Here is a 14600-nt window from a genome sequence, read left to right on the forward strand (position 1 = left end):
CTTACTTTAAAGCTTCTTTAATACGGATGATTAAATCAGCATAATGCGCTTTTGTAGACGCATCTCCATTATTCTTTTTCTTGTTTAACAAAGTTAACACGCGTTGCAATTCTGCTCTTTTATAAGTTGTCACTTCCGACACTCTTTTCATAGAAGAATAATTGATATTACGCGCCATTTTTTCTTCGTCTAAATAATTACAGATAGTTGGTACTCGTAGGTTTTGGTCAATTGTAAGTCCTGCAACAGTTGTTTTCTCAAATAATTTGTTTGTTGAAACAATTAAGGCATCAACATAATTTTTCTGAGTCATTTTTTCAAGAATTGTTAAGTTTGATTTTTTATCAAAAGCTGCACTTCTAACTTGATCAAATAAATTTTCAACTGTATATATTTTTTCGTTTGAATTTAATTCTTGTTGTTTCAATTCATTTTCTAACATGCGCAATAAGCGATCGTCTGTAAATAAATTATAAATCAATCCATATTGCATTTCTCTTGCTAATGTATACGGCGTTTGCTCGTAAGGTCCCATTGGAGAATTTTTGATAGCATACGTTTTATCTAAAATATCATTGAAAAATAACCATTTTGGCAAATTAATCACATTTTCATTTAAATAATTAACTGCTTTACGTTGCATATCCGCAGGAACTGGTTCGTATGCTTTTTTATCAATTCCGAAATATGTATTATTCAAATAAATTCCACCAACATTTGCTAAAACATGATTCGAATATAAATCCCATTGTCCGATTGTTTGGTAATATAATTTCCCCGTATCGATATAGCTTTTCCCATCTTCGTACGTCCATTTCAAAATATTTTCTGAAACACGTCTTAGGTTTTTCATACCATATTCACTCGCTAAAACAGCATCATCACCTAAATCTTCAGATTGAGAACGAGGATCGATTGTACTTAAATAACTTTGTTGTTCACCATAGAAATACATTGGATCATCTTCGTGTTTTTCAATCATTTTACGAAGCGAAGCTTTCTCTGTTTCTTGATTTGGAAACCAACGATATCCCCACTCGATTGCATATTTATCATACAAACCGATTTTTGGCGTAATCGCTGTAACACCATCTTCTGGCTGTGCTACATAATTGTAACGCGCATAATCCATAATAGATGGCGCAGTACCTCCCATTTTATCCGTAAATTCTTTCGAACGTAAAGATTCTACTGGATAAGAAAAAGATGCGCCCATATTATGTTTGAGACCAAATGTATGACCAACTTCGTGAGAAGATACAAATCGAATTGCTTCTCCCATATGTTCGTCACTAAATTTATTTCCTCTTGCTTTAGGATCAATTGGACCAGTTTGAATACGCATCCAATCATGCAAAGAAGTCATTACATTATGCCACCAAATAATATCAGCCTCTAAAATTTCTCCACTACGCGGATCAACAACAGAAGGTCCCATCGCATTCGATTTTGGAGAAGCTGCATACGTAATTACAGAGTAACGTACATCATCAATATCAAAATCTATGTCATCAGTCGTTGGTTCTTTAGCTATAATTGCATTTTTAAAACCAGCTTGCTCAAAAGCAACTTGCCAATCGTGTACACCTGCAATAATTTTTTGGCGCCATTGTTTTGGTGTTGAAGGATCGATGTAATAAACAATCGGTTTCTTAGGTTCAACTAATTCACCTTTCAAATATTTCTCTTTATCCTCATCTTTTGGTTCCAAACGCCATTTTGTAATAAAACGTTGATCTTCCATTTTGTGTTGAGCATCATTAAAAAACCAATGTTTTTCTGTGAAATACCCGACACGATTATCTGCTAACCTAGGTTGCATAGGAGTTGTCGAAAGTAAAACAATATTACTTGTAACACCTAAGGTAACAGCCAAATCTACCCCTCCTTCATTCACACTTGTCGTTAACTGAGACTTAACTACAATGTTTTCTGGAAACGTTTTTACATTTTCCACATACGATAGATTTGCCTTTACCGAACCTCCTAAACCTACATTCGTTAATACATCATTAAAACTTTTTTGATTTCCATCAAAAATTTTGTTCACTTTAATCGCAACAGCTGTCGAATCGTTATTTTGAGCTTCTATATCAAAAACCTCTATAATCGATTCTGAAAAATTATCTTTTACTGAAGTTGTAATTGCATCATTTTTAGGCGAAGAAACTTGTGGAACAATTGTTTTAACCCACACTTTTTTAGCTACTTTATCATGATAAAAAGAAATTACTTTATTTTCGTAATTCATTCCTTTATTCAATCCTGCCTCATTTACTTGCATTGGAACTTGAGATAATTTATTAACAACCAGAAATTGGCGTCCAAATAAACTATCTGGAATTTCGAAATAGATATCTGTTTTAACTTGAATTGTATTGAACAAACCTTTCTTATAAGTTCCTTTCTTTATTAATTCATCAATTTTTTTAACTTTCGTTACAGTCGAATCTTTTTTCTCTGTTTTATCTTTTTCAACTTTTTTTTCAACTTTTTTTTGTCCATAAACAACTGCCGAAGACATAGCTAAACCAAGATATAGTGCTAATTTATAATTCTTTCTTTCCTTATTCTGACTCATTCAAACGTTAAATTATCATTAATTATGGCATAAACTTAATAGCTGTTCTTTTATAATAATAGTTTTTGGGAGTGAATGGATAATATTTTGGAGTGAACGGTTATTTTGAGTCAATGTAAGGTAAAACGCAAACAAATTCTTCCTTTTCAACTTTTGTTGAGAAATTATAGATTTGATAAAATTTATAGATTTTTAGTAAATATTTTAAACCAAATTTTTCATTTTCAATTGCTTTATTTTTTTTCTGGAATGTATTTTTGACGATAATAAAATCTGATTTTACATCAATATTTATTATCAAAGGTTGATCAATTGTAGCAATATTATGTTTAATTGCATTTTCCACAACAATTTGTAAAGCTAAATATGGAATATTTTTTTCTAAACTTTTTGAATCTTCTATCTGTAAATCAAAAATCAATTCTTCTGAAAATCTACTTTTATGCAAATCCATATATTGTTCAATAAAGTTTAATTCATTTTTTACCAAAACAACATTCTCCTTTGGAGGAACTATAAGGTAACGATAAATTTTAGAAAGATTCATTGTGAATTTCTGTGCATTCTCCTTGTTCAAACCAATTAACATATAAAGTGAATTCAACGAATTAAATAAAAAATGTGGATTAATTTGATTTTTTAATTGTTGCAACTGCGTTAAAGTATTTGCATTTTTAATCTTTTCATTTTCAATTAGCAATCTGTTTTTTTCTTCAATTATAGATGCTTTTTCTTTGTAAGTTTTAGATGTTATCTTATTAAATAACAAGAATATAATAATAATTAAAAAGACAGTTCCTAAGAAAATAAAACTGATATAAAATTTAGTACGTTCTACTTTTTCATCAATAATATAACTTAAATGATTAACGACAATATATCCATCAAAATTTTTGGTATGCAAAGGTTTAATAAAACGTTTTATTTCTGTATCTTTTATAAATTCAGATGAAGCTTCGTTTAATGTATATTTATCTTGGGGAAAATTAGATTTAATTGTACTTGTTATTGTGTCATTTACTTGTATATCTGTAAATTCGAAAATATTTTCACCAATAAATTTTTCATTTGGATGTGTAATACAAATTCCATCTTTATTAAAAACATATACATAATTCGTTGAAGTAACATCTATTGTTGTAAAAAAATGATATAAATCGTATAAATTTATAGTTGAACCATAATACATATTTTTACTTTCTGACAATTGTATTGAATCATAGTTTATCCAATATAATGTATCCTTATAATCTAGTAAAAAGTTGTTGATTTTTTGTTCTTTAGAAATATAAATTGAATTGAATTCGGTAAGATTAGATTGATTAATCGTTTTGGCAAGAATACTTTTATCAGTTAACTTTTCTTTTTTGGGATCATAAGTAGTAAACCAATCATTTCGAACTAATTTTCTGTTCGAATTTAATTCGTTTAAAACTAAAAAGTGATCTGCAAAATTCTTTTCATCACTTTTTTTTACTACATTCTTAAGAACTTCTTGATATTCTTCTATATTTTTAAATTCAAACTCAATTGCTTCAGATTTTCGTAAAAATCCTTTTAGAACAAAATCATTATTACTTTTTTGACTTTCATTATTAATTAAAAAACTTAAGATAACAAGAGCAATAATTGCAATAATACTTACAATTAAAGCAATGACATAAATTGATTTATTTGATAAATTTAAATGAGAACGAATTGACAAAATATTTTTTTGCAAAAGTAAGTGATGTTATTAAATCAAAAAAGAAATCATCGCTTATATAACATAACAAAATTTCTTCATTTACAATATGATATAAACTTAAAAAATCTCCCAAAAGGGAGATTTTTTAAGTTTTATGACCTGTTATTAATCGAAATAAAATGTGGTCATGCCAAATACAACAAAATATGAATAAAACTTCCTGCAGCCTCTTCAAATCCAAAATAACCAACTGTTCAATATGTAAGTTGGATTGTAGCAATTGTTATTACTAAATCCCTTATAATAGATGATTTTAAAGTGGTTATATATTGTAAAAACAATTGTAATGATTCAATTATAAATTAAAACATTGGATGTTGATTTGCAGATTCTTTCGGAACATCTTGTTGCACATCCCAATGTTCAACTATTTTACCATCTTTTAATCTAAAAATATCAATTACAGATTTTAGTGAACCATCTGGATTAGTATCTTTAATATGCAAGAAGACTAAATCTCCTTCTGCAGCAATATGCTGAACATCTATTTTATTTTTTGGAGCATCTTTAAACCAAACTTCCGCTGCTTTCTTAAAGGCAGCAGAACCATCTGCAACAGTCGGGTTGTGTTGTATATATTCTGGAGCAATATACTTATCAACAGCTCTTAAATCTTTATCTCCAAACATCTGTTGATAAAATTTGAGTACAATCTCTTTATTGGATTCAATTTCTGAATTTACATTTGTTTGGCTTGTTTCTGTTTTATTTGTACAACTTACCATCTGAGTTGACAATAAAATTGTTGAACCAATTATAATTGGAATAATAATTTTCTTCATTCGTAATAGATTTTAAATATAAATTATCAAAAATCTTTCCGAACTCTATTATTTTGTTTTTTCTTTTCTAGTAAATAAATGTGAAATAATTTCTAATTTATCTTTTTCGAATAGATTTAAATTATCAATAAAAAATGGGGTAAAATGAAAACTGTGTTGATCTATAATTCCAAATTCTTTTCGATTTGACTCATAAACAACAGAACCAGTTCGTAAAAATGGTTTTGTAGATACTTTATATACTACAATATCATTTGTAAATAGTCGTCGATTTCGTTTGTCTAAAACTTCAATTCCAATATCTATCGTATCAAATTGTAAAGGAGTTTTATGCCAAGAAAACTCATTATATCCTTTAAAATAAGTTATACCATTTTCTTCTTTTGCAAAACCTTCTATTTTATTCTTATTTCGCAATCGATAATATGCAGACGTTTTCATCTGGCAAATTTGCAATAAAAAAAAATAAAATAGAAAGGAACAATATTAAAAATAGATGTTTAAATTTATCCTCCGAAAATAATAGAAAATAATGTATAAAGTTTATCCGCAAAAAAGATACAACGAAACCTTATCGTTACTAAAAAAGTTTGCTACACCTTCTGATAAAATTCTTGATCTAGGAGTTAAAAACCCTTTTACAGATGTAATGTTAGAAAATGGTTATAATGTAAATAATACAAACGGTGACGATTTAGACTACTATTATAAGGATTTACAAAATTATGAAGCTAATTTTGTAACAGCTTTAGAAATTTTAGAACATCTAGTTAATCCAATGGAAGTGTTGCGTAATTTACCTGGAAACAAATTGTTAGCGTCAATTCCTATGCGCTTGTGGTTTTCACCTGCTTATCGTAATCAAAATGATCCGAGAGATGTACATTATCACGAATTTGAAGATTGGCAATTTGATATGTTAATGGAAAAAGCTGGATGGAATGTTATTTATCGTCATAAATGGACTCATCCATCAAATAAATTGGGCATAAGACCCTTATTAAGAAGAATTACACCAAGATATTATGCTATCTACGCAGAACGAAAAGAAGACTTTACTTACTAAATATTCAATTGTTATCCCAGCACATAACGAAGAAGATTTTATTTCAATAACTTTAGATTCTATTGTGAATCAAACAGTTTTACCATATGAAGTTATTGTAGTGAATGACCATTCAACGGATAAAACACAAAATATAGTAGAACAATTCACTGCTAAATATCCTTTTATTAAATTAAGAAATATTGTTTCTAAAGATGAGCATCAACCAGGAAGTAAAGTGATTCAGGCTTTTCTAAAAGGTTATGAATTCATTAATCCTAATTACGATATTATTGTTAAATTAGACGCAGATTTAGATCTTCCATCTAATTATTTCGAAACTATATTACATCATTTTAATCAAGATGATAAAATTGCAATGGTAGGTGGTTTTGCTTATATTAAAAAAGATGGAAAATGGATTTTAGAAAATCTAACCGATAAAGATCATATTCGCGGTGCTTTTAAAGCTTATCGAAAAAAATGTTATGAAAAAATTGACGGACTTCGTCCACACATGGGATGGGATACTGTTGACGAACTTTTGTGTAAATATTATGGTTGGAAGATCTTTACAGACGAGTCTTTACACGTAAAACATTTGAAACCCACAGGAGCAAGTTATAATAAATCGGCACTTTATAAACAAGGAAGTGCTTATTATGCTTTAGGATATGGATTTTGGATTACATTGATTGCTGGCACAAAATTAGCTTTACGAAAAAAGAAACCATCTTATATTTTGTATTATTTAAAAGGTTTTTTTGAAGCAAAATCTAATGGAACGAAAAAAATGGTAAATAGAGATCAAGAAAAATTCATTAGAAATTATCGATGGTCTAAAATGAAACAAAAAATAAAAGGCTAAATTTGAAAATGCGTTATTGGTTAACATATATTTTTGCTACTATTCCTTTGATCAGTTTTGCCCAAAATAAACTGATTACGGGATCTGTCGTAGTTGATGAAGGTAACGGTTATTATACAGCAGTTTCTGATGTGCGCATAGAGAATCTGAAATCTGAAAGTAAAACTTATACAAGTTCTTCTGGATATTATTCAATTCAAGCAAATGTTGGAGATACAATATTATTTGAAGCTGACTTCTTAATTTCAAGAAAGATTGTTGTTAATCAAAATATTTTTGACAAAGGCTTTCTGCAAGCTCACTTAGATATTGAAACCATAGAATTAGGTACTGCAACAATTGGAAAGGGACCTTTACAACCAAAATATCATCGCGATGATAAAACTGATTTATATGATAAAATAGGACTCGATCAACGTTTAAGAGATTTAGAACCAAAAAGAGATATTGCAAAGTTTAAACCATTAGACGTTTTGAATCCTGTGAGATTAATAGGACATATGAATGGATTTTACCGTGATCAGCGTAGAGTTAGAAACTATGAAACAAAATTTTCATTAATTCAAGAAGTAAAACATTATTACCCTATCGAGTTTTATACAAGACAGTTAGAAATTCCTGAATATAAAATTGAAGAATTTTTATATTATGTAAATGCTCGTTATCCACTTCAAGATAAAGTTTTGAGTAGACAATTTGGAACCATTATGATCGATCTAGAATCTTATGCTAAAGATTACCTAAAAGAGTTAAGTCAAAATAATTAATAAATCTTAACGGAACTGTAAAATTGACACAATAAACGTTAACAAAACATCTAACAATTTTTTATAACTTATATTCGTGCAAATAATTAAAAGTATTAATAATAAACAATTGAAATCAATAGTTACAATTCTAATTTTGTTGTTTTCAACATTCATCTTTGCACAAGAAAAATGGGTTCAAGGAAATATTATTATCGATGATTCTGATGATACAGCTGAAGGTATTTATATAACAAATTTGAGAACAAATCATACAACAATTTCAAATTTCACAGGAACTTTTCTAATTCAAGCAAAAGTAAATGACACTTTAAAAATTCAGTCTGATTGGTATGAAAATAGATTGATTATTTTAAGGCCTAATTTATTTAATAAACAGTCTATCGTTGTTCATCTTGCTGTACAAACTATTCAGCTAAATACAGCTTTTATTGGACCTAAATTGACAGGTATTTTAGAAAAAGATGTAAAAAATGGTAAAAAAGTAGATGTTGTTACAAAGTTATATAAAAGTCTTGGTGTTAACCCAGATTTAAAACCTATAAAAGATACATCTTCTTTAAAAGCTGGTTTATTGAGCGGAGATATTACCTTAACGCGATTGGATATTGGTCGTTTATACGACGTGTTTTCTGGAAAAGCTAAACAACGAAAGGCTTTAATAGATTACGAAGATAAATTTGATAAAATTACGAAAATTAAAAATTATTTTGGAGAGGATTATTTCACAAAAGATTTACAAATTCCTAAATTTAAAATTCGCGATTTTATAGAAAATGCTCTAACAAATACAGGATCTACAATAGAGTTAAATGATGTAAATTATTTTAAATTATTACAACTTTTTAATTCTTATAGTAAAATATATCTCGATTATTTATATGGTATAGTTCCAAATAACACAAAGATTCAACAAAAGGATACAATAGATAATTAACAAAAAAGAGCTTATTATAAGCTCTTTTTGATTTAAATATTATTTTTACACAAAATTAGATTTCTAAATTAATTGGTTATAATGTAACTTTGTAGTTATTTTTTATCTGTAAAATGTCTAATTATTTTCAATATTTTAAACAATCAATTTCAACTTACAAACTTCCAAAAAAGTTTGATTATCCATTTTATTACGAACCAAATCCTATTGCTAAATTAGCTTGTGCAGAAGTACAAGAATACCTAAATAATCAAACTGATTTTGTTCATGATTTCGGTTTACAAAAAAAACATACCTCTACTCCAATTGGTAAAATGTTTGGAGTATTGGTAGTTCAAAATAAGATTGGAGAAATTGGTTATTTAACTGCTGTTTCAGGAAAGTTAGCAAATACAAATCAACATAAAATTTTTGTTCCTCCAGTTTTTGATATGCTAAATAAAAATGGTTTTTTTCTAGAGCAAGAACAACGTTTGAACGAAATCAATCGTATATTAAAATCATTAGAAAGTAATCAAACTTATCTTCTACTTAAAGAAGATTTTATTGAATTTGAATTAAATTCTAAATTAAGAATAGAAGAAAAAAAACAACTTTTAAAACTAAATAAAAAAGATAGAAAATCGCAACGAGAAAATATTTCTCTCACTTTATCTAATAATGAATTACAGTTTTTTGAAGAAGATTTAATTAAACAAAGTTTACGTGATAAATATGAGTTTAGAAAATTAAATGAAGAAATTGAAATTGAAAAAAAACAATTTTTAGATAAAATAGATTTATTTGAAATCGAAATAAATTCATTGAAAGAAGAACGAAAAACAAAATCGAATTCACTCCAAAATCAATTATTTGATCAATATCAATTTTTGAATAAATTTAATCAAAAGAAAGGTTTATTGGATATTTTTTCGAATACTTCTTTTCAGCAACCGCCTGCTGCTGCAGGAGAATGTGCAGCTCCAAAACTACTTCAGTATGCTTTCCAAAATGAATTAGAGCCGATTTGTATGGCTGAATTTTGGTGGGGAGATTCACCCAAATCAGAAATCAGAAAACATGGTCATTATTATCCAGCTTGTACAGGAAAATGTGAGCCTATATTAGGACATATGTTACAAGGAATTGAATTAAATGAAAATTTACTTTTAACACAAAATTCTCAGGTTGAAGAATTAGATATTTTATACCAAGATGATGATTTGATCGTGATTAATAAACCTGAAGAATTTCTTTCTGTACCTGGAATTGAAATTAAAGATTCTGTTTATCTTAGAATAAAACAACTATTTCCGCTTGCAACTGGACCTATCATTGTTCATAGACTAGATATGTCTACTTCTGGAATTTTAGTTTTAGCTCTAAATAAAGAAAGTCATAAGATTCTACAACAACAATTTATTAAAAGAAAAGTAGAAAAAAGATATATTGCCTTATTGGATGGTAATATAACAGATAATGAAGGTTTTATTAATTTACCATTGCGAGTAGATTTAGATGATAGACCAAGACAGATGGTTTGCTATGAATATGGAAAAATAGCTCAAACAAAATACGAAGTAATAAAACGAAAAGATAATAAAACACTTATTTATTTTTATCCAATAACTGGTAGAACACATCAATTGCGAGTTCACGCTTCACATGTTTTAGGACTTAATGCTTCAATTATTGGAGATGATTTATATGGTTCAAAAGCCAATCGTTTACATTTGCATGCAGAGTCTTTAGAATTTACACATCCTAAAACCAAAGAAATCATGAAATTCGAAGTAGATCCTAATTTTAATCTATAATTTTACAAAAGAATATATATAATGGAAAATAAAGATTTGACAATACGAGATATAATTTATCGTGATATGGATACGTTAATAATGGCGAAATTGCAAAATGGCTCTAATATATCTATAAATGATTTAATTGATATTTCTTCATATTTAGCTGCAAGCTTATTTCGTGAACGTTGGAAGAATAAAGGTGAGTTGAACGAAGATGAGGTAAATATAGTTTTAGGGAATATTGGTGATTTTTGTAATGATCATTTTGGTGAATATTTTAAACAAGAGGATTTTGATAAAATTGTTAAAATTTCACAATTATTACTACAAAAGCCTACATTCGATAATGATTCTCAAGAATTTTTCGATAATATACTGAAAACTAACAAACTATAATATATAAAAAAATCTCGAAAGTTTCTCGAGATTTTTTTATACGAATAATGTAATAATTTTATTTCGTCAACTTTTCTAAAGAATATTCTATCATAGCATCTACTGCTTTATATGAATCTGAACTAAATTCTCCTAAAATTCTATTTGCAACAATGGCATTTACAGATAATGCTTCGTGTCCCATCATTGCTGCCAATCCATAAATTGCAGAAGTTTCCATCTCGAAATTAGAAATTCTTAAGCCATTATAATTGAAAGAAGTTAAACGCTCATTAATATCAGCTGGATTTGGTTGTAATCTCAAATTACGACCTTGTGGACCATAAAAACCACAAGCTGTAGCAGTTATTCCTTGAATTGTCTTTTCAGAAGCTAATTTATCTAATAAACTATCAGATCCTTTTACTAAATATGGACGAGACTTGTTTGACGACCAATCCACATGATTGATAAAAGCATCTTCTATCTCTTTGTTCATCACTGATTCGCTTCCTACATAGTAATGTAGAAGACCATCTAATCCTAGTCCATGAGAACCTATTACAAAACTATCTACAGGAATATCTGCTTGCAAAGCTCCTGAAGTTCCTAAACGCACGAATGATAATTTTCGAAAATCTTTGTTAATTTCTCCTGTTTCTAAATCTATATTTGCTAAAGCATCTAATTCAGAAAAGACAATATCAATATTATCTGTTCCCATTCCGGTAGAAATAACTGTTAAACGTTTTCCATTTAACGTTCCTGTATGTGTTACAATTTCTCGTTTAGAAGCTTTATGTTCGATAGAATCAAAATGTCTCGAAACTTTTTCGACACGATTTGGATCTCCTACTGTTATAATCGTATCAGCTAAATGTTCAGGTTTTATATTACAATGGTAAATGCTCCCGTCTGCATTTAAAACTAATTCTGATGCTGCTTTACTCATGATTTTATAAATTAAAAATAAGGGAACAATATACAATTTTTCCTTGTAATAATTGTAACGAAATTATTAACCACCTACTCTTTTCACTTTGAAACCTTTATCTTTCAAAAAAGACATAATCTTATCACGATAATCTCCTTGAATAATAATTGAATCATCTTTAAAGCTTCCTCCTACACCTAAAAACACTTTAATTTCTTTAGCTAATTGTTTAAAATCGTCATCAGCACCAGTATAACCTTCTATAATAGTAGTTGCTTTTCCTTTACGTTTTTCATATTTACAGATTAAAGGTTCTTCTTGCATCCATAATTCATTATCAACTTCTTGAAATTCTTCTGGTTCAGAAACATGATCTGGGAACAAATTTTTTAGTTGGTCTTGTAAATCTTTCATTAATTTTTATAAATTATTTCTAGTAACAAAGATAAGATTATCTCTTTCTTAGCGCTAAATATTTGTAACTTTACACAAAGTTTTATCAAAACAAATTATGAATAAAAAAGAAATTTCTAAAGAAATAAACTATAAAGGACATATAAAAAAATTTAAAGTAGAAATTGAACAATTACCTCCATTTAACGAAAAAACAATGGATAAAGTAAAATATGAAGAAACAGAAAGGGCTTTGTATTTGATAGCAGAAGAAAAATTTGAAAATCAAAAGTTTGAATGGATTTTTTCTATAGAGAAAGAATTACAACAATAACTGACAACTAAATATTGGCATGTACTTTGTAATACATAATACGTTTTTAAAACATATTTTGTGAAATGAAAAAATCAAAATTCTTTAAAGTAGCTGGAGCAGCAGCAATGGCAGCTCAAAAAGATAAATCTTTTTTTGAAAAAGTAAAGGCTTTTTTCAAAATGTTAGGTGATTACAAAAATGGAAGTTATAAACCTGACAATATGAATTTATTTATTGGATTTGTAGCAACTTTATACATTGTTTCCCCAATTGATATTATTCCTGAAGCTCTTTTTGGACCTTTCGGTTTAATTGATGATTTTGGTATTTTACTTTTTGGAATGAAATATTTCAATAAAGAAGTTATAAAATATCTTGCATGGAAAGATACGCAAACAGCCTATGCAAATGTTGAAGATGCAAAAATTATTGAATAACAATAGATTAAATATCTATCATAAATCCGATTGAATTTTCAGTCGGATTTTTTTATTTCACATTATTGAAAAAGCTCTTTGATTCTCATAAATAAAATTTATTATATGCCATTTATTCATTAGATTTGAGCAATACAATACTAAAAACTAAAACACCCGAAAAATGGTAATTATTAATAATTTCGATGAATACAAAGCTTTCGAAGGTAAAGAAATTGGTAAATCAGATTGGCATGTTATAAATCAAGAACAAATCAATCGTTTTGCTGATGCTACTTTAGATCATCAATGGATTCATACAGATCCAGAAAAAGCGGCTAATGAAGGACCTTTCAAAAAAACAATTGCACATGGTTACTTAACACTTTCTTTAATTCCTCATTTATGGGATCAAATTGCAGAAGTTCGTAATATCAAAATGTTAATCAATTATGGAATCGAAAGTTTAAGATTTGGACAAGCTGTTTTAGTTGATAGCGAAGTAAGGTTAACAGCTAAATTGAAGTCTATTACGAATTTAAGAGGAATTGCAAAAGTTGTTATCGAAGCAACTTTAGAAGTTAAAGATAACCCAAAACCTGCCTATACAGCAGATGTAGTTTTCCTATATCATTTCAACGATTAATCTTGAATTAATATAATTTACAAAGCTTCTATTTTCTGATAGAAGCTTTTTCTTTTCATAAAATATCGAAGTATCTTGCACTCGATTTCATTTAACATGCAAAAAATTCAAAATAATAAAACTTTAATTTCTATTGTTGGTCCAACAGCAATTGGTAAGACAAATTTGGCAATAGAAATTGCAAAACATTTTCAATCTGAAATTATTTCTTGTGATAGTCGGCAATTTTTCAAAGAGATGAGAATTGGAACAGCTGTTCCTTCTGAAGATGAATTATCTCAAGTGAAACATCATTTTATTCAAAATATTTCTATTTACGAAAAATATTCGGTTGGAGATTTTGAGCGCGATGGTTTAGCCTTTTTAGATAATTATTTCAAAACAAATAATATTTGCGTCATGGTTGGTGGTTCTGGTTTATATGAAAAAGCAATTACAATTGGTTTTGATGAATTTCCAGATGTTGATCCTAAAATTAGAGAAGAACTGAATAATGAACTTGCTGAGTTTGGAATTGAGAAGTTGCAAGAAGAGTTAAAGGAAGTTGATCCTAAATATTACGAAGAAGTTGATATTTTCAATAAACAGCGTGTAACACGTGCTTTAGAAATTTTTAGATCTTCTGGCTTACCATTCTCACATTTTAGAAATCAAGATTTGAACAAACGTCCATTTAACATAATTAAAATCGGTTTAGAACTTCCTCGCGAAGAAATGTATAATCGCATCAATCGTCGAGTTGATATTATGATCAACGAAGGTTTAATTAATGAAGCAAAAAGTTTGTTTCCATTAAAAGATTTAAATGCTTTACAAACTGTTGGTTATCGAGAATTGTTTGATTTTTTTGAAGAAAAGATTGCATTAGATTTGGCAATAGAAGAAATCAAAAAGAATACAAGACGCTTTGCAAAACGTCAAATGACTTGGTTTAAAAAAGATGAAAATGTCAATTGGTTTTCTCCTTTTGAACAAGAAAACATTATCAATTTTATAACAACCAAAATTTAAA

The 14600-nt window shown here is 28.1% G+C and carries 16 protein-coding genes; 10 read left to right on the plus strand and 6 right to left on the minus strand.

Going from position 1 to position 14600, the window contains the following annotated elements; all coding sequences use genetic code 11:
* Position 1: 1 nt before the first annotated feature.
* The 4 genes from E4J94_RS10745 to E4J94_RS10760 form a co-directional block, all read right to left on the minus strand.
* On the minus strand, positions 2-2581 hold the full coding sequence (locus E4J94_RS10745; protein ID WP_135835810.1) for a zinc-dependent metalloprotease: 2580 nt from the start codon (positions 2579-2581) through the stop codon (positions 2-4).
* A 100-nt stretch (positions 2582-2681) separates the two neighbouring features.
* Positions 2682-4301, minus strand: coding sequence for a histidine kinase (locus tag E4J94_RS10750; RefSeq protein WP_135835811.1), 1620 nt, complete (start codon positions 4299-4301; stop codon positions 2682-2684).
* A 329-nt stretch (positions 4302-4630) separates the two neighbouring features.
* Positions 4631-5110: a nuclear transport factor 2 family protein gene (locus tag E4J94_RS10755; RefSeq protein WP_135835812.1), complete on the minus strand. Its 480-nt coding sequence runs from the start codon at positions 5108-5110 to the stop codon at positions 4631-4633.
* Between the two features lie 48 nt (positions 5111-5158).
* Positions 5159-5551: a hypothetical protein gene (locus E4J94_RS10760; protein ID WP_135835813.1), complete on the minus strand. Its 393-nt coding sequence runs from the start codon at positions 5549-5551 to the stop codon at positions 5159-5161.
* Positions 5552-5642: 91 nt separating this feature from the next.
* Here E4J94_RS10760 and E4J94_RS10765 point away from each other — a divergent pair, with 91 nt between their 5' ends.
* From E4J94_RS10765 to E4J94_RS10790, 6 genes are all read left to right on the plus strand, one after another.
* Complete coding sequence (locus E4J94_RS10765) at positions 5643-6176, plus strand: class I SAM-dependent methyltransferase (RefSeq protein ID WP_135835814.1); 534 nt, start codon at positions 5643-5645, stop codon at positions 6174-6176.
* Positions 6136-7023 carry a glycosyltransferase gene (locus E4J94_RS10770; protein ID WP_135835815.1) on the plus strand — a complete coding sequence of 296 codons (888 nt, stop codon included), beginning with the start codon at positions 6136-6138 and terminating at the stop codon, positions 7021-7023. Before E4J94_RS10765 ends, E4J94_RS10770 begins: the two co-directional genes overlap by 41 nt.
* Before the next feature lie 8 nt (positions 7024-7031).
* On the plus strand, positions 7032-7790 hold the full coding sequence (locus tag E4J94_RS10775) for a hypothetical protein (protein ID WP_135835816.1): 759 nt from the start codon (positions 7032-7034) through the stop codon (positions 7788-7790).
* Positions 7791-7899: 109 nt separating this feature from the next.
* A complete protein-coding gene (locus E4J94_RS10780) occupies positions 7900-8727 on the plus strand; it encodes a hypothetical protein (RefSeq protein ID WP_246034305.1) in 828 nt (275 codons plus the stop codon).
* Positions 8728-8840: 113 nt separating this feature from the next.
* Positions 8841-10523 (plus strand): RluA family pseudouridine synthase, encoded by a 1683-nt coding sequence (locus tag E4J94_RS10785; protein ID WP_135835817.1) that lies wholly within the window; start codon positions 8841-8843, stop codon positions 10521-10523.
* Positions 10524-10544: 21 nt separating this feature from the next.
* Positions 10545-10904, plus strand: a complete 360-nt coding sequence (locus E4J94_RS10790; RefSeq protein WP_135835818.1) for a hypothetical protein — start codon at positions 10545-10547, stop codon at positions 10902-10904.
* 58 nt (positions 10905-10962) lie between these two features.
* Here E4J94_RS10790 and E4J94_RS10795 read toward each other — a convergent pair whose 3' ends face one another.
* Positions 10963-11835 carry a nucleoside phosphorylase gene (locus E4J94_RS10795; protein WP_135835819.1) on the minus strand — a complete coding sequence of 291 codons (873 nt, stop codon included), beginning with the start codon at positions 11833-11835 and terminating at the stop codon, positions 10963-10965.
* 66 nt (positions 11836-11901) lie between these two features.
* Entirely contained in the window at positions 11902-12231 is a 330-nt protein-coding gene (locus tag E4J94_RS10800; protein ID WP_135835820.1) for a translation initiation factor, read from the minus strand.
* 97 nt (positions 12232-12328) lie between these two features.
* Between E4J94_RS10800 and E4J94_RS10805 the strand changes: the two genes are divergently transcribed.
* From E4J94_RS10805 to miaA, 4 genes are all read left to right on the plus strand, one after another.
* Positions 12329-12544 carry a hypothetical protein gene (locus E4J94_RS10805; RefSeq protein WP_135835821.1) on the plus strand — a complete coding sequence of 72 codons (216 nt, stop codon included), beginning with the start codon at positions 12329-12331 and terminating at the stop codon, positions 12542-12544.
* A 65-nt stretch (positions 12545-12609) separates the two neighbouring features.
* On the plus strand, positions 12610-12963 hold the full coding sequence (locus tag E4J94_RS10810) for a YkvA family protein (RefSeq protein WP_135835822.1): 354 nt from the start codon (positions 12610-12612) through the stop codon (positions 12961-12963).
* Between the two features lie 163 nt (positions 12964-13126).
* The gene (locus E4J94_RS10815; RefSeq protein ID WP_135835823.1) at positions 13127-13588 is read left to right on the plus strand and encodes a MaoC family dehydratase; all 462 of its coding nucleotides are present in this window, start codon (positions 13127-13129) and stop codon (positions 13586-13588) included.
* A 96-nt stretch (positions 13589-13684) separates the two neighbouring features.
* A complete protein-coding gene (gene miaA / locus E4J94_RS10820) occupies positions 13685-14599 on the plus strand; it encodes a tRNA (adenosine(37)-N6)-dimethylallyltransferase MiaA (protein ID WP_135835824.1) in 915 nt (304 codons plus the stop codon).
* The last annotated feature ends 1 nt before the right edge of the window (position 14600 follow it).

The organism is Empedobacter tilapiae, assembly GCF_004785645.1.
GTDB lineage: Bacteria > Bacteroidota > Bacteroidia > Flavobacteriales > Weeksellaceae > Empedobacter > Empedobacter tilapiae.

What these genes read in the sequence shown, in the direction of transcription:
- E4J94_RS10745 (WP_135835810.1), bottom strand. Translation starts at nt 2,581, where the DNA reads ATGAGTCAGAATAAGGAAAGAAAGAATTATAAATTAGCACTATATCTT.
- E4J94_RS10755 (WP_135835812.1), bottom strand. Translation starts at nt 5,110, where the DNA reads ATGAAGAAAATTATTATTCCAATTATAATTGGTTCAACAATTTTATTG.
- E4J94_RS10760 (WP_135835813.1), bottom strand. Translation starts at nt 5,551, where the DNA reads ATGAAAACGTCTGCATATTATCGATTGCGAAATAAGAATAAAATAGAA.
- E4J94_RS10765 (WP_135835814.1), top strand. Translation starts at nt 5,643, where the DNA reads ATGTATAAAGTTTATCCGCAAAAAAGATACAACGAAACCTTATCGTTA.
- E4J94_RS10770 (WP_135835815.1), top strand. Translation starts at nt 6,136, where the DNA reads ATGCTATCTACGCAGAACGAAAAGAAGACTTTACTTACTAAATATTCA.
- E4J94_RS10775 (WP_135835816.1), top strand. Translation starts at nt 7,032, where the DNA reads ATGCGTTATTGGTTAACATATATTTTTGCTACTATTCCTTTGATCAGT.
- E4J94_RS10785 (WP_135835817.1), top strand. Translation starts at nt 8,841, where the DNA reads ATGTCTAATTATTTTCAATATTTTAAACAATCAATTTCAACTTACAAA.
- E4J94_RS10790 (WP_135835818.1), top strand. Translation starts at nt 10,545, where the DNA reads ATGGAAAATAAAGATTTGACAATACGAGATATAATTTATCGTGATATG.
- E4J94_RS10795 (WP_135835819.1), bottom strand. Translation starts at nt 11,835, where the DNA reads ATGAGTAAAGCAGCATCAGAATTAGTTTTAAATGCAGACGGGAGCATT.
- E4J94_RS10800 (WP_135835820.1), bottom strand. Translation starts at nt 12,231, where the DNA reads ATGAAAGATTTACAAGACCAACTAAAAAATTTGTTCCCAGATCATGTT.
- E4J94_RS10805 (WP_135835821.1), top strand. Translation starts at nt 12,329, where the DNA reads ATGAATAAAAAAGAAATTTCTAAAGAAATAAACTATAAAGGACATATA.
- E4J94_RS10810 (WP_135835822.1), top strand. Translation starts at nt 12,610, where the DNA reads ATGAAAAAATCAAAATTCTTTAAAGTAGCTGGAGCAGCAGCAATGGCA.
- E4J94_RS10815 (WP_135835823.1), top strand. Translation starts at nt 13,127, where the DNA reads ATGGTAATTATTAATAATTTCGATGAATACAAAGCTTTCGAAGGTAAA.
- miaA (WP_135835824.1), top strand. Translation starts at nt 13,685, where the DNA reads ATGCAAAAAATTCAAAATAATAAAACTTTAATTTCTATTGTTGGTCCA.